This window comes from Desulfofustis glycolicus DSM 9705 (assembly GCF_900130015.1).
Lineage (GTDB): Bacteria > Desulfobacterota > Desulfobulbia > Desulfobulbales > Desulfocapsaceae > Desulfofustis > Desulfofustis glycolicus.
Genome location: NZ_FQXS01000001.1, coordinates 42,859 through 60,622, shown reverse-complemented (window position 1 = coordinate 60,622; position 17,764 = coordinate 42,859). Strand labels below are relative to the sequence as shown.

Below are 17,764 nucleotides of genomic sequence, written 5' to 3'. Positions count from 1 at the left end.
GATCAGTTTCCTCCAGGGTTGGGTTGTTTCTGGAAGGCGATGGTGACATCACCGACCCGGATGCCGAATTTACTCATCTCGGCCCGGTTAAGCAGAATGTTGTCCGGCTGCAGGAACATCCAGTCGTCAAGAGCAACGACCCAGGTAGATCCGTCGATCACCAGTTCCAGTTTGTATTGCCAGTTCAGCACGTTGCCCGCAGTCTCACCCGACGCCTCGCCGACGACATCGTCCGCGCGGCCTCGCAGAGCGCCCTCTTCGATTCGGGAAATGGTCCAGACGCGGCGACTGAGTTCCCCGTCGTCCCAAGAAAAATCTTCCTCAAGTACCAGGTTGCCGTCACCATCGAGGTGGCCGGCAATATCCACAACGAATTGCCGTTTCAGGTTGCCGAACCGGTCTTGGACGATGCCCCAGCCGCGCGTCTGGCCACTGAAAAAGTCGATGATATCGAAGCGCGGGGTCCGGCCGTCATAGTGATGCACATCCATTTTACTACATCCGCCGGCAAGGGCAAGCGAGCCGAGCAGAAAGACGGTAATGATAAGCCGGTGGAGCCGGGACGATTGTTTTATCATTGCATAACCTCGTAGAGCGTGAATCGTGCAGGTGAACTGCTGCGTTGTTAGAACAAAGGTAGGGAGCGATTGATTGGAAAACAATAGGGAGTAAATGAGTGTAAAATGATAGTTTTGTCTACTATTGGTTATAGAGTAGTGACGAATTGACAAGGAGCGAGGGGGCTGTACGCCCTATTTCAGCCGGGAGGGAGGACCTGCCGGACCAGCCGGCCACTGCGCTGGAGGTGGTTGCTCGGCGCCGGTTGTGCTTAATTAGTTAGCGGAGGACAGGTTAAAACCTGTCCCGTCGATGGTTGAGATTGACTGCGGTGATATAGTCATCCACCGCGAACTTTCTCCGGCAGCCTTTTTCGTTCATGAAGCGGACTTTGCCGAAGATCAGTCGACGCGGCCAGGCCCGGTCGTGCACCCCGCCGATTGACCAGGCGATGCCGGTGTAGCCGTTTGCATCCCGGCCGTCCAGGGAATAGCGGTCGTTCAGGGTGATGGCGATGTGCAGTGCTTCTTCCGGCTCACTCGTCCATTCTAGGATCTTTTTGGCCCAGTACATGCGCAGGTAGCCGTGCAGTTTGCCGGTCGCAACCAGATCGCGCTGGCAGGCATTCCATAGTGCTTCGTGGCTGCCACCGTTTTCCAGTTCGGCAAGGCTGTAGCAATACGGCCGACGGTCGCCGCGATGTTCGTCCAGGCTCTGCCGGGCCCAGGCGGGAAAGCCGGCAAAGCGGTCGTAGTCGGATTCATGGAGGCAGAAATTGTCGGCCAGCTCGCGGCGGACGAGTAATTCCTCGAGAAAGGCCTGTCGATCCTCCTCTGCCAGCGGTGCCCCGGAAACGCGCCAGGCCAATCGCTGGGCGGAGATCTGGCCGAAATGGAGGTAGGGCGACAGGTTCGATTGCCCGTTTCCGCACGGGTCGTTGCGCCGGCTCGCGTAGCCCGGCAGCCGGTCGTTTAGTGCCGTTTCGACAGCCGCCTTGCCGGCGGTTTCGCCCGGTACCAGCCAATTAACCGGGCCGGCTCGGCGGCCGGTAACCTCACCGAGCAACCGGTCCGTCTCCAGCGGCGGAGAAGCGGCCGGGCCGGGATGCGGATGACGGATCACCGCCGGTATATCGGTCAGGTAATCGTCAATCAGCCGCCGATACTTCGGCCGAAACGTGGCCGCGCTGTATTCCCTCTTGTTCGAGGCGATCCAGGCCGGTATGACATTATGGGCGTCGACCTCGATAAATGGTATTCCGATTTCGGCGAGCAATCGGCGCTGCCACTGTCGTTTGAGGCGCAGAGGGTCAAAATCGCCGATCAGCGTGCAGGCATCGATCCGGTGGAGCCAGGGTGGTAGGGCCAGGGCCGGATCTCCGCGCAGTAGGACGAAACCGATGCCGAGCTCCGCCAGTTGCCGGGCCAGTTCGGCTAGGCCGGCCAGCAGGAAGTGATAGCTGCGTTGCTCACCGCCCGGATAATCGGTGACCAGGCAGAAGACCACAACCAGCCCCCGGCCCCGAATCAAGGCCTCCTGCTGGGCGCAGAGCAGGGCCCAATTGTCGTGTACCCGCTGGTCACGTGACAGCCAGTAGACCACCGGCCCGGCGCCACGACGGCCGTCGACGAGCAGGCGACTGCGCCGTTCGATGTCTCTGCTTTTGCGGTTCACCGGCGCATCTCCGTAATTATTCGGTTGAATCCGAGGAACACTGGACCTGTGCTACCGGTATCGTGCATGGTTTTTTGCGACGAAATCTCATATCGGTGCTATGATAATCACTACGACAAAATTTCACATCACCCATCAGCGACAGAGGAGAAGGAGCCATGGAGAGCGAAACGGATGAAACGATCAGGATCGGCGTCAGTTCCTGCCTGGTCGGTAACGAGGTCCGCTACGACGGCGGGCATAAGCGTGATCGCTATATTACCGATATCCTCGGCCGGTTCTTTACCTTCGTGCCGGTCTGTCCGGAGGTGGAGTGCGGTCTGCCGGTGCCGCGGGAAGCGATGCGTCTGGTCGGCGACCCGACGGCGCCACGGCTGGTAACCGTCAGGAGTGGCGCCGACATGACCGACCGGATGACTCGTTGGGCAGCTGAACGGGTGCGGGAACTGGCCAATGAAGAACTCTGCGGCTTTATCTTCAAGAGTAAGTCGCCGTCGTCGGGCATGGAACGAGTCAAGGTCTATGACGCCAATGGCGTGCCCCGCTCGGCCGGCGTCGGCCTGTTCGCCCGGGCCTTTATCGATCATTTCAACTGGTTGCCGGTCGAGGAGGAGGGAAGATTGCACGATCTGGTGCTGCGTGAAAATTTCATCGAGTCCGTTTTCGTCTACCGTCGCTGGCGCACCGCGTGTGAGCAGGCTACCGCAGCGGTTTTGGTGGCCTTTCATACCAGTCACAAGCTGTTGTTGCGGTCGCATAGCGAACAGCATTATCGTGAACTCGGACGGTTGGTCGCCCGGGCCGGCAGCAGTGAGCCGCGGTCGTTGTTTGCCGCGTACCAGGAACTTCTGATGGCTGCGATGAAGCTCAAACCGACGGTGAAAAAACATTGTAACGTAATGATGCACATGATGGGCTATTTCAAGAAACTGCTTAGCGGCGACGAAAAACAGGAACTCCTGGAGATCATCGATCAGTTTCGTGCCAATCACGTGCCGCTCATTGTGCCGTTGACCCTGTTCAACCACTATATCCGGAAATATGACGAGCCGTATCTGCAGAATCAATGGTATCTCAATCCGCATCCGATTGAGCTGAAACTGCGTAATCATGCCTGATGGGCGCTGACGGCCGATCTGTTCCCCTGGGGCGGTGAACGTGCTATGATAGCTCTTGGCCTGACGAGACGGGAACCATGCCTGCCGGGTCGGCATTCTCGGGGTGCGCACCGTTCGGCGACTCGCCAAGGGGATTGGCTCGGCCGCCCTGCTAGTTTGAATAATTTTAATTTCCGTTTAAAATCAGGATTAAAGAGAGTAATTAGGTGCAGGTCTAGAGGTGCTGCTTCGGGGGCGCATGGTTCTCACTTAACCCGGAGATTGGACCGAACCGGTATTGTTTAGAGCGGACATCTGGAAGACAGAACAACACGGTGAAAAGCGAAACCATTCCCTCGCCGAGAATTCCGATCTGGCTGCAGCTTTCCCTGGCCACCATGGTAGTGCTGGCAGTATCGATCGGTATCCTCAGCTATGTGATCATCGAGCGCCAGCGCACGAGCCTCTATGATCACATCGTCAAGCTCGGTTCGGTCAGCCTGAGCTACGTTGCCGATAATGCCAAAGTACCGCTGCTCACCGACGATACGTTGACGCTCAGTACCCTGATCAACAACGTCGCTTCGGTCGACGGACACTTTTATGCGATGATCGTCGATACCGAAGATATCATCAAAGCGCATACCGACCATGAAAAAGTCGACACCCGGTTTGAACCGTTCGAGCGCGCCGGTGAACGGGTGCAGCAGGGTGCGGTGACCTATTTCAACTATCGTTTGCCTGATGGCAGGCCGGTCCTCAATTTGAGCATGCCGATCCTGTTCCAGGAAAAGCAACTCGGGGAGGTACACGTCGGGTTGTCGGTGAATTTTATCAGACAGCTGTTCGTCGACGAACGCGCCTTTCTCGTTGCTGCTACACTGATCATCATCGGTCTCGGAATGATTGTCGCGGTCATGTACAGCCTGCGTTTCACCAGGCCGCTCTCGGCGCTGGTCCAGGCCACGTCGCAGATTGCCCGAGGCAACTACGACTTCAAGGTCGACAGCAGTCGCAACGACGAATTGGGGCGCCTCGGGCAGGCCTTCAACCGCATGGGCGAGGAATTGTCGCGACAGGCGATGATCAAGGAGTCGTTCGGTAAATACGTCGGCTCGGAAGTCCTCGATCTGATCACCAGGAGTCCAGGCCAAGCCTGGCTCAAGGGGCAGCGCAGCGAGGCATCGATTCTCTTTGCCGATATTCGTGGCTTTACCGCGTATGCTGAAGGAAGAGAGCCGGAAGAGGTGGTGGAAAAGCTCAACGATTTTTTCGCGATTGCCACCGAGGTGATATTCAGTCACGGCGGTTATGTCGACAAGTTTATCGGCGATTCGGTACTGGCCGTCTTTGGTATCCCGGTCGCCCATCCCAACCACCGGGAGCGCTGCATCCGGGCGGCGGTGGCGATGCAGCGCCAGCTGGCCCGTGCGGCGGGAGGGGGCAACCCGCTACTCTCCTCGGTCGGGATCGGTATCGCTTCCGGCATCGTCGTGGCAGGGAACATCGGCTCGTCGGTGAAAATGGAATACACGGTCATCGGCGACAGCGTCAACGTCGCCTCGTCGCTGAACAGCCTGGCCGGCGCCGGGGAGATTATCGTCGACAGCGACGGTACAATGGATCTGGATGGTTTCGCCGAGGTCGAAGCACTGCCTCCGCAGAAGATCAAGAACCGGGAGCAGCTCGTCGAGGTTTTTCGTGTCGTCAGAACCCTCTGCTGTTTACTGGCCGTGCTGCCGATACTGGCCGGCTGTGCCGTTCCCGGGCCGCAGTCGGGGGATGATGCAACAGCGGCGGTGCTGGCCGAACAATCGCTGGTGCTGCTGCCGGCCTCCGCTCAACTCCAGGCGCTCCGGGACGAGGGGTCGGGACGCTACCAGGAAGCCGTGACCTATTGGCGGCAGGCCGAGATTTTGGTCGATGAGAAAATAACCTTTCTCTCCAAGCAATTACAGGAGATTGCCGCGGTTTATGCCCGGCAGGGAGTGGACCTGTTTGAACGCAAAGACGGTGACGGAGCCCGGCAGGCTTTTCTCGAGGCGTTGCGGCTTGATCCGCAGAATCAGACGGCCCTTGATTACCTGAAAAACAGGTATCAGGCCGAGCGGACGATTGAATATACCGTGGGCGAAGGCGATTCCTTTGCCACCATTGCCGAGTCGGTCTACGGTTCGGCCGACTACGCCTTTGCCGTCCGGCTCCTGGCAAACGGCGGGCGTCAGGATGAGCCTCAAGTCGGTGAGATTCTTGTGCTTGCCGATCTAGACACGCTGTTTTCAAAGATCCTGCTCGATTACAGTAAGCAGATCAGGGTCGCCCGCCGACTCTTTGCCGATAAGGAGTACGAAGCGGTGCTGTCCGTGGCCGAATCGATCCTTAGTGACAATCCCGGTGATGAAGAGGCTTCCTATATTCTTAACCTGTCTTTGGTGCGTTTGACTGAACGATATTGGGACGAGGAGCGATACGACGAGGCGATTGCCACGTTGACCCGTGTCGATCCGGCCTTCAAGAACGTCTCTCCGCTGATCGAGCAGGTGCGGACAGAGCAACGGCAGAAGGAGGCGCGTGACCGGCTGCAGGCCAACGCCGCATTGTTTAGGCGCGGTCAGGAGCTTGCCGCCCAAGGGGGCTATCTGGAGGCGTTGGCGATGTTCCTGCAGGTTGATTCGACGCACGAGGGGATCCAACGGGCAATTGCCGATGTCAAGCAACAACTGGCCGTCAAGGCTGAGGAGCAGTTTAAGCACGGAGTGAAGCTCTTCGTCGAAGAGGATCTGACAGGCGCCATAGCGGCCTGGGAGAGAGCCCTGCGTCTCGACCCAAACCATACCAATGCATCAGATTCACTGGAAAAGGCTCGTCGGCTCCTGCAGCGGGTCAAAGAAATTAACTGAGCCGCTGTTTTTTCGGTATTACCTCTCATGTCCACCACTCACTCATGCCGGGCGTATCGCTTTCCGGTTGTTTTGTCTGCAGGAAATTGAATGAAGAAACTGATTGGTCTGCTCGCCCTGCTGGCCGCTTTTCCACCGTTGTCGACGGATATGTATCTGGCGGCAATTCCCCTGCTGGTAAACTCATGGCAGGTGCCGCTGGCCACGGTCAATCTGACTCTGGTCGGTTTTTTTGTCACCTATTGCCTGTTTCTGCTGATCTATGGTCCGCTCTCCGATCGGTACGGGCGGCGGCCCCCTTTGCTCATCGGACTGCTCGTCTATATCGGCGCGAGTCTGCTCTGTGCGCTGGCCACAACGATCGAAGTGATGATCGCCACCCGGGTGTTGCAGGGCGCCGGGGCCGCCGCGGCCTCGTCGATCGCTTTTGCGATCTGCAAGGATCGGTTTGACGGGCGGCTGCGACAACGGATCTTTGTCCAACTCGGCATTATCGTTGCGGCGGCGCCGATGATCGCCCCGGTGATCGGTGGCTGGATTATCGAGTTGTCGTCCTGGCGCCTGGTCTTCGTGATCCAGGCACTGCTCGGCTTGATTGCCGTTCTCGGGGTGGTGCGGATGGAAGAATCCTTGAGAGAGCCGGTTCAGGAGTCGATGTGGCGGGTGTATCGCGGTTATTGGCGATTGATCGATAATCACCGGTTTTCCCTGTTGACCCTGGTGTTTGCCTGTCTCGGCGCCCCGTTTTTCGCGTTCATTGCAGCCTCTTCGGATATCTATATTACCTCGCTCGGCTATACGGAGCGACAATACGGCTATTTCTTCGGCTTCAATGCCTCCGCCTTCATGCTTGCCCCGTTCGTCTTTTCCCGGCTGGTCAAACGGTTTGCCTTGTCCCACTTGCTGCTGGTCAGTTACGGCGGCATGCTGCTGTGCTCGATGTTCCTGCTCGGCGATATGCTTCCGCAACCGTTTCGATTGGCCGTGCCGATGTGGCTGCTTACCTTCTTTTTCGCCTTCGGTCGACCACCGAGTAACAACCTGATCCTGGAGCAGGTCGAGTACGATGTCGGCTCGGCATCCTCGCTGATGGTCTTTACCTACTTCATCACCGGCGCCTGCTCCATGTGGTTCATTTCCCTGGGATGGGCTGACAAGGTGACGATCCTGGGCTGGTTCGGCCTGTCGTCGGCCACGGTAACTCTAGTCGGCTGGCTGTTGATCAATCGTTTCTATCCACTGAAGATGCCGTACCAGGAGAACGTGCAGAAAGAGGTGAATCGGTGAATGGCTGCGGCCTGGGGCCGTTTGACATCGGTCCGCTTAACCGGATGATACGGACCGGTCGAGCGTTGCGCGGACTCTGGCCAGCAGATCCATGACCGAAAACGGTTTCTGGACCAACTCCGTCCGATGATCGAGAGCACCCTCGTCGGTCAGCACTTCGGCGGTATAGCCGGACATGTAGAGCGCTTTGATGGACGGGTACTGTCCGGCCAGACGCTCGTATAGCTGCCGGCCGTTCATTTCCGGCATGACGACATCGGTGAGTAGTAGGTCGATCCGGCCCGGATAACTCTGAGCCAGCTCCGCCGCCTGCCTGCCGTCTGCTGCGGGGAGTACGGTGTAGCCGTGTTTCTGGAGAACCGTCTCAACCATGGCGCGCAGGTTGAGATCATCCTCGGCAAGCAAGATGGTTTCACTGCCCTGGACCTGGGGGTGCGAAGCCTCTCGTTCCTCTTCGACCTGGTTGAGGTTCCTGTCGGTTGCCGGCAGGTGGATGGTGAACGTCGTTCCTCGTCCCGGTTTGCTGGTGACGCCAATCGCTCCCTTGTGTTGTTTGATGATGCCGTAGACGGTGGACAGGCCGAGGCCGGTGCCGCTGTGCTGGCCTTTGGTCGTGAAAAACGGTTCGAAGACCTGGGCGCAGGTGTCGCCGTCCATGCCGATGCCGGTGTCGGTGATGGTCAACAGTACGTGGGGCCCGGCCTGTCCAAGGTCCATCTCGGCGCGCTCTGCGTCGTCCGGCACGGCCAGTGCCGTCTGGAAACTGAGTTCACCGCTGCCGACCATTGCGTCCTGGGCGTTGACCGCCAGGTTGAGGATCACCTGTTCGAGTTGGCCGGTATCGCCCTGGATATTCGGCAGGGGGTCGGCAAGGTGCAGGTTGATCTGGATATCTTCCCTGATGGTACGGCGCAGCAGACGGTGAAACTGCGACAGCAGCTCGTTGATGTTGATGCTGCGAAAGGTGAGGGTTTGCTTGCGGCTGAAGGCGAGCAGCTGTCTGATCAGGTCACGGGCGCGCTGGCCGGCGTAGAGGATTTGTTCCACGGCGGCTCGGCGCGGGTCGTTTTCGGTCAGGTCGGTCGCCAGCAGTTCGCTGTAACCGAGGATCGGTGCCAGCAGGTTGTTCAGGTCATGGGCGATACCGCCGGCGAGGCGGCCCACCGGCTCCATTTTCTGGGCCTGTCGATATTGCTGTTCCAGCTGCTCATGGGCGATGCGCTGGCGGGTCAGCTCCGCCTCCTTGCGCTTGATGTCCGAGATATCGGTGATCGAGATGAGCACCTTGTCGATCTGTTCGATGGTGATGACGGCGGTGGAAATGAGCAATTGATAGGTAACCTCATGATCGCCGCGGCGCAGGGTCATCTCGCCCTCCTCCTCACGGAAGGGCGTGCCGCTGCGAAAGGTTTCCGAGAAACGGCTGCGGATCGGGCAGCTTGGACATGCCGCCATGGCGCCGCAGGCATCGGGTCCGACCGCGTTGATGCAGCGAAACAGCAGACCGCAGAGCCGGTTGGTGACCTGTTCCTGGTCGCTGCCGAAGAACTCGACCGCCCGGCGATTGATTTTCTCCACCCGGCCCTCTTCGTCGACGAGCACGAGCATGCTCGGCGTGCTGTTGAAGATTGCATCCAGCGTGTTTGATTGAGTTTTGACCGCCTGTTCCGCCTGTTTCCTGTTGCTTATATCGAGTACCGTGAAGATGATGCCCGCTGTTTCAGGGGCACCCGGGTCGATCGGCGTTGCATTGGTCAATACGGTGATGACTGCGCCGTCTTTTCGCACCATTCTCGTTTCAACCGAACTGCTGCCGTGCTGCCAGATTTGTCGCCGTCGCTCGGCTCCGGCGGCATCATACTCTTCGTCACTGCCGTAGAGCAGGCGGGAATTGTGGCCGATCAGTTCATCCTGTCGATAACCGAGCATCCGGCAAAGCCGGTCGTTGACTTCGACAATGGTCCGGTTGCTGGTGATGCCGATGCCGATCGGCGCGACCCGGAAGATGCTGCGCATCTTTGCGTCTTTTTCACGCAGGGCCTCGTGGGCCGTTTTGACATGGGTGATGTCGTAGAGAATTGCGTAATAGCCGAGAACCTCGCCGCTCTCCGACAGATCGGGGATCAGCCAGCCGTCGATGGTGTGCACCTTGTCGTCTGGATAGACAAGATCCCGCTGATAGTGCGACGTCTCGCCGGCGAGGACTTTTTCCAAATACGGCTGAATGGCGTCGTGGGCCCGGGCGCCGATGATATCCCTGGTCTTCCTGCCCACCAGCTGTTCGGGTGGCAGGCCGAAGAAGGCCTGCGACGAGGGATTGGCATAACGATAGGTGAGATCGGGATTTACATAGGCGACAAATTGCGGCAGTACATTGATAATGCGACGAAAATGATCTTCGTTCTGCCGGTTTGCCTGGTTTGATTCGTGTGGTGGCGCGTCTTTCACGATGACTCGTTCAGCGAGGTTGGTGGTCGTCGATCATCGTCCGGATCGGCCGAGTGCATCGGCCTGTAGCTGTTAGTGTCGCAAATTTTCGACACCAATGCAAAGATTCGTTGCCGCGGCCTGAGGAAAAATAACTATCCGGCAACGCACGTCCCGGAGGTGGTCACGACGGGTGTTTCGCCCCGGCCTGTTTAGCAACGGGGATGCCGGATTCGCAGGGGACCCCGGTCTGGCAGAGGCCGCAGCCATAGCCGTCGAAGCCGTACTGCTCCTTGACGTGGGCGTTGGCGGTGCGATGGACGTGGTCCCGGCAGAGCCGTTTGTCATGACCCTGCTCGGAGATGGCGCCGACCGGGCAGCGCTCGATACAGGCACGACAGGTGCCGGTCGAATAAAAGAGGCAATAGGCATGATGATCGTCGTAGGGCCGAGGCGATACCGGCAGGTCGGCGGTGGCCGCTACCACCGCCCCGACCCGCATGGCTTTGCCCTTCGGGGTAATGAGCCCGTCACACAGGCCGAAGGTGCCGAGCCCGGCGGCATAGGCCTGGTGACGCTCCGACCAGGTCGAGGCCCAGACGAAGCGGTCCGAATCCTTCCTCGACCAGGTCGGCAGCAGGACCGGCGCCAGTGCCGCGATGGTTTCGCCGAGGAAAAAATCGACCACCCGGCGGCGTAGGGCGTCGTTAACGGTCTCACCAAAAAAACGGGCCCGGGCCCATGATTCTGACGGATAGAGTGTTTCCCGCCGGTTGTCGTGTTTTGTACGTTCGGTATGCGGCAGGATCCAGGAGATCACGGTGATCTCGTCGGCCTCGATCGTCCGGTCCGGAAATGCCTCACGAAAGGCTTCCAGCGGCGTCCAGTGAAAGGGGCCGACGACGTCTTTGTATCGTGCGAAGATCGGGTCGTCTCCACGGGCGAAGCCGACCAGCGGTTCGGCAAAGGCCGGATCACCGGCATCATTTGCCAGCGAGTTGTCGGTAGAGCGGATAAAGGCGGAAATCTCAGCGAGCAGGCGATCATGGAGAGAGGGTGCCGGTTTCATCGGTGTCGGGGTAGAGTGTTCAATTTGGTCGAGGTACCATCCGCATTGTGCGGTCACGCCCCTGTCATGCAAGATTTATCCTGTTTGACGCAGGAAAACAAGTCCGCGTTCACTCCATTGTGGGAATCTTTCCTGAATATTGTCGATCATCAGCTTTTCTTTTCGGCCGATTTCTGGCAGACTGTCGTGAAGTGATGGAGCACCGTCGGGGGGCGGCTGTTGACATTGGTCCTCTCGAGATATTCATGTTTTTTTCATGCCCATGGTTGCCGGCCCGAACGCCGGTTTTAAGAAAGGGTGCCACGATAACGGACAGTTCACAGCAACTGCCGACTCACTACGTCGGTATCGGCGCCTCTGCCGGAGGGCTGGAGGCTATCGAGAGTTTTTTTGCACCAACATGCCGGCGCGCAGCAACCTGGCCTTTATCGTCGTGCAGCATCTGTCGCCCGACTACAAGAGCCTGATGGTCGAGCTGCTGTCCAAGAGAACGGAGATGAAAGTCAACCGCGCCGAGGACGGTATGGAGGTCAGGCCCGGTAATGTCTACCTGATTCCGCCGAAGAAGAACTTGATCATTTTCCACGGCAAACTGCTGCTCAAGGATCGCTCGGATCACGAGGGGATCAGCCTGCCCATCGATATCTTTCTGCAATTGCTTGCCGAAGATCAGGGTAAAAGGGCTATCGCCATTATCCTGTCCGGCACCGGCAGTGACGGTGCCCGGGGGGTGTGGGCGATCAAGGAACATAACGGCATGGTCATGGTCCAGGATGAGCAGACCGCCAAGTTCGACGGCATGCCGCGGGCGGCAATCTCCACCGGCACCGCCGACTTTATCCTGCCGCCGGACCGGATGCCCCAGGAATTGCTGGCTTATATCGCCCATCCCTATATTTCCGGAGAGAAACCGGCCGATGCGCTGCTCGAGGATGCCGATGCATTGACCCGGCTTTTTGCCGAACTGCGCGCCAAGACCAAGGTCGATTTCACCTTTTACAAGCCGAGTACCATCAGCCGGCGCATCGAGCGGCGGATGTCGATCAACCAGATCAACAACTTCGATGATTACGCGCGCTACCTGCAGCATTATCCCGGCGAGGTAATGGCGCTGTATCGCGAGCTGCTCATCGGGGCGACCAGTTTTTTTCGCGACCCGGAGGCGATGGAAGAGTTGCGCACCCTTATCCTGCCGGGGTTGGTCGAGCGGGCCCAGAACCGGGAAGTACGCTGCTGGGTGGCCGGTTGCTCCAGCGGTGAGGAGGCCTATACGCTGGCCATCCTGTTCCGTGAGGTAATGGCCGAACACAAAGTGAGCCGCGACGTGAAGATCTTTGCCACCGACATCGACCGGGACGCGATTCTGCGGGCCAGCAACGGCATTTACCCGGAGAGCATCGCCGCCGACCTGACAGCCAAGATCCTCGGCAAGTATTTTTATCACCGTGAGGATTCCTACCAGGTGACGCGGACCATTCGCGAGATGGTGGTTTTTGCTCAACACAACCTGATCAACGACCCGCCCTTCACCAATATCGACCTGGCGTCCTGCCGCAATCTGCTCATCTACCTGCAGCCGGTGCTACAGACCAAGGTCTTGGAGATGTTCAACTTCTCGCTCAACCGCAAGGGCTGCCTTTTCCTCGGCAACAGTGAGACGGTCGGAGATCTGACCGACTATTTCAAACCGCTGCACCAGCGGTTTCGTATCTATGAATCACGCGGCAGAAATCAATCGCTGCGGCACGACGAGCTGCAAGTGTCCGGCAAAGGCCCGGGGCGGTATCACTTCAAGCGGCCGGCTAGCGGTTATCGTTCAGGCCGAGACCGTGACGGCGACGGGGAGCTGGCCTTGCTGCGCCAGTATCTGGTCGTGGCCGTCGAACGTTACCTGCCGCTGTCGGTGATCGTCAACGAACAACAGCTGGAAGTCGTTCACATCGTCGGCAACACCGAGGGCTGCTTTTCCGTTCCATCCGGACCGGCGGAATACAACATCACCAAACTGGCCGCCCGGGAGCTGGCGATTCCTCTGGCCACGGGCATTCAGAAAGTCTTTCGCACCGGAGAGGAGATCTCCTACTCGAACGTGCGGATCCAACACCGGGGCGAGAAACAGTCCCTGCGCATGCACCTGACCCTGTTGCCACAGCGTAAGAACCAGGAACCGTTGGTGGCCGTGTTTCTCGAGGATACCGGTCGGGAAAGCAGTCCACCGCGGGAAGGTGCTGAAGTTTACGATCTCAATGAGGATGCCCAGCAGCGGATTCGGGACTTGGAGCAGGAACTGCAGTTCAGCCAGGAAAATCTGCAGGCGACCATCGAGGAGTTGCAGGCTACCAACGAGGAACTTTACACGGTCAATGCCGAACATCAGAAGAAGATCATCGAGCTGACGGAATTGTCAAATGATGTAGACAACCTGATGACCAGTTCGGGTATCGGTACCTTGATCATCGATGAGAATCTCGAGATTCGCAAATACTCGCCGGAAATTGCGAAAATCTTCAATATTCTCGAAAAAGATATCGGCAGGCCGTTCACCCATATTTCCCACCGCTTGGCAGGTTTTGACCCGCTGGCGGCGGCCAAGCAGGTGCAGAGAACCAGTGAGGCCCTGGAAGTCCATGTCGAGACCAGCGACGGTCGCTGGTATCTGACCCGAATCCTGCCCTATCATATCGGCCCGGAGACTTATTCCGGCGTTGTCTTGACTTTTGTCGACATTACCGAGTTGCGCACCGTCCGTAATGATTTGCGGCGCAGTGAATTGGTAGCCCAGGATATCAGTGAAAATATCCCGGTCGGGCTGCTTGTTTATCGGCTCGATGAATCGGGCTGCTTCGTCCTGGAAAGCGGTAATCCGGAAGCGGAACGCCTGGTCGGTTTTGCCGTCGATGACTGGCTTGGCAGCAGCTTTGAAGATATCTGGCCGGCGTCTGAGCAGCATAACTTCGTCGATTGTTTCAGGAAGGTTGTCAAAACCGGTGAGACCTGTGTGCTGGATCGGGTCAGCTACCAGGATGAACGATTGGCCGGCGATTTTCGTGTCCACGCGTTTCGCATTCCGGACGATCGACTGGTCGTCAGTTTTAAAAAATACGGCCGCCAGTCGATGCCGGCTAAGCAGGAAGAGTAGGATGCATGAGGTCCTCGCCGCCGGTTGGCAGCAGTTTGGCGGAGCGCTGAGAGGTGCTCTGCACCGTAGTGATGATTGAGGCAGGAGAAAAGAAGGCAATGAAGCAGCAACAGGCAACGGACAGACCGGATACAACGACGCCGCGCACCATGCGGAGCGACGAATTGCGCCGGCGGGCGGAATTGTTGATCGATGATTTTGCCGGTGCGGCTTCGCCGGCACAAAGCGCCGATTTGCATGAGGTGCTGCAAGAACTGCATGTCCACCAGATCGAGTTGGAGCTGCAAAACGATGAGTTGCAGCTGACCCAGAAGCGGCTGGAGGAGAGTCGTCGGGGCTACATGCGGCTCTACCACGATGCGCCGGTCGGCTATGTGGTTATCGATACTGCCGGCATGATCAGGAAGGCCAACAAGACCTTCGCCGGCATGGTCGGCGATCCGGTAGAGGCGGTTGATGGAACGCCGCTGGCCGGTTATCTGGCGGCAGAAGATCGCTCGATCTTCCTGGCCCGGCTTCGTTCGTTTCGCAAGAATCCGGCCGACAAGCAACTCGATGTCCGTCTCGACGGCCCGGGCGGCCCGCGGTTTGTCAGTATCAGGGCCTTTTCCGGCGAGATAGGAAGCGTTGCCGACGAGTCACCCGGGGACGGTCTGCTGGTGACGGTGACCGATATCCACCAGCGAAAGCTCATCGAGAAGGAAATCGAGGGTCGCCGCCGGGAGCTGGACGCGATCCTTGCCGGCATGTCCGACGGCTTTCTCTCGCTGGACGGCGGTTTACAAATTCGTTACATGAACAGTGCTGCCGAGCAGGTACTCGGAGCCGACCGGCAACAGGTAATCGGACGCGGTCTGTTCGAGGTCTTTCCGGAAGCGTGCGCATCGGTTTTCGAGACGGAATACCGTAGGGTTTTGCTCGAGAAACGGGCACGGAGCTTTGAGACCTTTTTTGCTCCCCATGACCGTTGGTATGAGGTCAATGTCGCTCCCTTCCAGGACGGTCTGAGCGTATTTTTCCGGGTCATTTCCGATCGAAAAAAGGCCGAAGATGCCATCGTTGAGAGCGAGCAGCGTTTTCGCAGCTACATTGCCAATGCGCCGTATGGCATCTTTGTCTCCGATGGGCATGGCCAGTATCAGCAGGTTAATCCAGCCGCCTGCTCGTTGACCGGATATGCCGAGAGCGAGCTGCTTGCCATGGAGATTGGTGAGATGCTGGCCCCGTCGTTCCGGGAAGCAGGTCTCACGCATTTTCAAACGGTAAAGGAGCAGGGGCAGGTCCAGAGGGAGGTCCGTTTGCGCTGTAAGGATGGCAGCGAGCGCTGGTTCTCCGTTTCCGCGGTCAAGGTAAATGACGATCGCTATCTCGGCTTTATCGACGATATCGATGCAGAAAAACAGACCCAGGAGGAATTGCAGCGCTCGCGTCGGATCCTTGAACTCAACCACCGGATTGCCACTATTTTCCTGACCGCGTCGGACGACGATCTGTTCCACGATGTGCTGAACCTGCTGCTGGAGGCCTTCGCCAGCTCGATTGGGTTGTTCGGTTATATCGACGATAACGGCGATCTCGTCTGCCCGACCATGACCCGTCATGTCTGGGAGAAATGCCAGGTGGAGGAGAAGAGCATTGTTTTTCCGCACGCTCAGTGGGGCGGGGTATGGGGACGGGCGCTGCTCGAACGCCGTTCATTGCTGGCCAACGAGGGGCTGCAGGTGCCGGCCGGGCACATTGAACTGCACAGTGTGCTGGCCGTGCCGATTGTTCAGCGTGACGAGGCGATCGGCCATTTCATCCTGGCCAACAAAGAGGGGGGGTACGACCAGGAGGATCTGGATCTGCTCGAAGGTGTGGCCGATCAGGTCGCCCCGATCCTGCTTGCCTATCTGGGTCGATTGCGCCGCCGTGAATTACAGAGCGAGCTGGAGACCATCAACCGGCAACTGCATAAAAACGAAAGTCTCGGCCGAATGGCCGGCGCGGTAGCGCATAACTACAACAATATGTTGACCGTTATCCTCGGCAACCTCGAAGTCGCCCTAGCCGATCTGCCACAGCACGACACGGGATTGAAAAACGTTCTGGGTGCCGCCCATGATGCCGCCAGGCGATTGGCCGCACTCGGCACCAATATGCTGATCTATCTCGGTCAGAGCTCGACGGCGCGATCCTTTCCGCCTGTCGATCTGGTACCGCTGCTGGAGGACTATGGCCGGGCATGCAAGCAGAATCTGACCGAGGAGGTACTACTCACTATACGTCTGCCGGACCAACCGGTGCCGGTGGTCTCCGACCGGGATCTGGTCCGGCGGCTGCTCGACAGCCTCTTTGCCAATGCGGTCGAAGCGTTGGGCAGTAATGGCGGTTCGATCGAATTGACGCTGACGGTTGTCTCTCCCGGCGAAATTGCCGGTGATCATCGTTTTCCGGTGGACTGGCAGCCCGTTGACAACCCTCACGCCTGTATCCGTCTGCTCGATACCGGCTGTGGTATCAGTGCCGAAAACCTGGAGCGGATCTTCGATCCGTTTTATACTCAGAAGTTCACCGGAAGAGGCATGGGGTTGCCGCTGGTGCTCGGCATCGTCCGCATGCACGGCGGCGGCGTCACGGTTCGTTCGGTCGTTAACAAAGGATCGGTGTTCAAGGTCTTTCTGCCCGTGGCCGATGTTCGTCCCGATGGGGGCAGTTGCGACGGAGAAGAGCGGTAAGTGGCGGCCGGTCAAGCAGGAGGCCAGCGTGTCAGCGTTGCACGGCCTCCACCAGGCACGTGTTCAGCCGTTCCCGGTCATTATCGGCGAGCGTTTCGAAGGCAATTGCCACCCCATCTTCCATCTCCCTGATCAGCCGGGACGGCAGCGTGAACTCCTCGACCGTCCCGTCGCGTCGGGACAGCGACAGCTTTGTTGTCAGCCGGCAATCGGCGGGTAGCTTCGCTGCCGGGCGGACGGCACAACCGCCGGCGGAAATATTGATCAACCCCGCCGGTTGTTCCCGGTCATCGACCATCAGGGTGATGGTAGTTTCCGGCAGCAGGAAGCGCAGGGTACTGCGTTCCCGGGATTGCTCCAGCACCGCCTCCGCTTCCTGGTAACTGGCGACGTACATGGTCTGGTAGCCGGGGACCCGGGCGGCGTAGTTAACGATCTGCCGGTGGATCAGTTTGTCCGGATTCATGATCCGCACCACATCGCGTACACCGTGGGCGACGAGGTATTGCATGATCTTGCGAAAGGTCGGCAGAGCACTCAGGTGGCCGAGATGGCACTGGCTCAGGTCGGTGATCACGTCAAAACCAGGCGCAAGATCGGCGACGCAAAAACGGGTGTCGGTGTAGAGCCGGTCCAGATCACCCCGCTGAATGGTGCCGGCGACGGTGAAAAAGAGACGGTTCTTGCCGATATCCGCATCGACTTTGAGACGTTGTGTTCCGTTGCTCACCGGCGTCTCCGCTGGTTTTCTGAGTTGTCCCGCGGCAACGGGGCGTGCCGAAAGGTTGAGGAGGGCCGAGAATTTCAGAGGTTACATAACCACGTTCGGCAGTATCGTTTCAATGATTATTGTCACTGTCGTGATCGGTGCTTGTGCAGTACAGCCATCTCTTTTA

General features: G+C 58.5%; 10 protein-coding genes. 5 read left to right on the top strand and 5 right to left on the bottom strand.

The window, feature by feature from the left end; all coding sequences use genetic code 11:
- Positions 1–2: 2 nt before the first annotated feature.
- Together BUC26_RS00280 and BUC26_RS00275 are read right to left on the bottom strand one after the other, a co-directional pair.
- The gene (locus BUC26_RS00280; protein WP_073372834.1) at positions 3–578 is read right to left on the bottom strand and encodes a DUF3833 domain-containing protein; all 576 of its coding nucleotides are present in this window, start codon (positions 576–578) and stop codon (positions 3–5) included.
- Between the two features lie 274 nt (positions 579–852).
- Positions 853–2,232, bottom strand: a complete 1,380-nt coding sequence (locus tag BUC26_RS00275; RefSeq protein WP_208609666.1) for a deoxyribodipyrimidine photo-lyase — start codon at positions 2,230–2,232, stop codon at positions 853–855.
- A 158-nt stretch (positions 2,233–2,390) separates the two neighbouring features.
- Here BUC26_RS00275 and BUC26_RS00270 point away from each other — a divergent pair, with 158 nt between their 5' ends.
- The 3 genes from BUC26_RS00270 to BUC26_RS00260 all read left to right on the top strand — a co-directional run bounded on the left by BUC26_RS00270 (position 2,391) and on the right by BUC26_RS00260 (position 7,516).
- A complete protein-coding gene (locus BUC26_RS00270; protein WP_073372833.1) occupies positions 2,391–3,350 on the top strand; it encodes a YbgA family protein in 960 nt (319 codons plus the stop codon).
- Between the two features lie 314 nt (positions 3,351–3,664).
- On the top strand, positions 3,665–6,229 hold the full coding sequence (locus tag BUC26_RS00265) for an adenylate/guanylate cyclase domain-containing protein (protein WP_073372832.1): 2,565 nt from the start codon (positions 3,665–3,667) through the stop codon (positions 6,227–6,229).
- Positions 6,230–6,319: 90 nt separating this feature from the next.
- Positions 6,320–7,516 (top strand): multidrug effflux MFS transporter, encoded by a 1,197-nt coding sequence (locus tag BUC26_RS00260; protein ID WP_073372831.1) that lies wholly within the window; start codon positions 6,320–6,322, stop codon positions 7,514–7,516.
- Positions 7,517–7,552: 36 nt separating this feature from the next.
- On the opposite strand, the gene BUC26_RS00255 is transcribed toward BUC26_RS00260, so the two are convergent.
- Both BUC26_RS00255 and BUC26_RS00250 read right to left on the bottom strand, forming a co-directional pair.
- Positions 7,553–9,964, bottom strand: coding sequence for a PAS domain S-box protein (locus BUC26_RS00255; protein ID WP_073372830.1), 2,412 nt, complete (start codon positions 9,962–9,964; stop codon positions 7,553–7,555).
- A gap of 163 nt (positions 9,965–10,127) precedes the next feature.
- Positions 10,128–11,069 carry an epoxyqueuosine reductase gene (locus BUC26_RS00250; RefSeq protein WP_208609664.1) on the bottom strand — a complete coding sequence of 314 codons (942 nt, stop codon included), beginning with the start codon at positions 11,067–11,069 and terminating at the stop codon, positions 10,128–10,130.
- A gap of 343 nt (positions 11,070–11,412) precedes the next feature.
- Between BUC26_RS00250 and BUC26_RS00245 the strand changes: the two genes are divergently transcribed.
- Positions 11,413–14,151 carry a CheR family methyltransferase gene (locus BUC26_RS00245; RefSeq protein WP_073372828.1) on the top strand — a complete coding sequence of 913 codons (2,739 nt, stop codon included), beginning with the start codon at positions 11,413–11,415 and terminating at the stop codon, positions 14,149–14,151.
- A gap of 98 nt (positions 14,152–14,249) precedes the next feature.
- On the top strand, positions 14,250–16,868 hold the full coding sequence (locus BUC26_RS00240; protein ID WP_073372827.1) for a PAS domain S-box protein: 2,619 nt from the start codon (positions 14,250–14,252) through the stop codon (positions 16,866–16,868).
- Between the two features lie 31 nt (positions 16,869–16,899).
- Here the strand turns inward: BUC26_RS00240 and BUC26_RS00235 are convergent, their stop codons facing one another.
- Complete coding sequence (locus BUC26_RS00235) at positions 16,900–17,598, bottom strand: PilZ domain-containing protein (RefSeq protein WP_073372826.1); 699 nt, start codon at positions 17,596–17,598, stop codon at positions 16,900–16,902.
- Between the last annotated feature and the right edge of the window lie 166 nt (positions 17,599–17,764).

Bases quoted from the DNA above. Each gene is read 5' to 3' on its own strand.
- BUC26_RS00270 (WP_073372833.1), top strand. From the start codon at position 2,391: ATGGAGAGCGAAACGGATGAAACGATCAGGATCGGCGTCAGTTCCTGC.
- BUC26_RS00245 (WP_073372828.1), top strand. From the start codon at position 11,413: ATGCCGGCGCGCAGCAACCTGGCCTTTATCGTCGTGCAGCATCTGTCG.
- BUC26_RS00260 (WP_073372831.1), top strand. From the start codon at position 6,320: ATGAAGAAACTGATTGGTCTGCTCGCCCTGCTGGCCGCTTTTCCACCG.
- BUC26_RS00240 (WP_073372827.1), top strand. From the start codon at position 14,250: ATGAAGCAGCAACAGGCAACGGACAGACCGGATACAACGACGCCGCGC.
- BUC26_RS00280 (WP_073372834.1), bottom strand. From the start codon at position 578: ATGATAAAACAATCGTCCCGGCTCCACCGGCTTATCATTACCGTCTTT.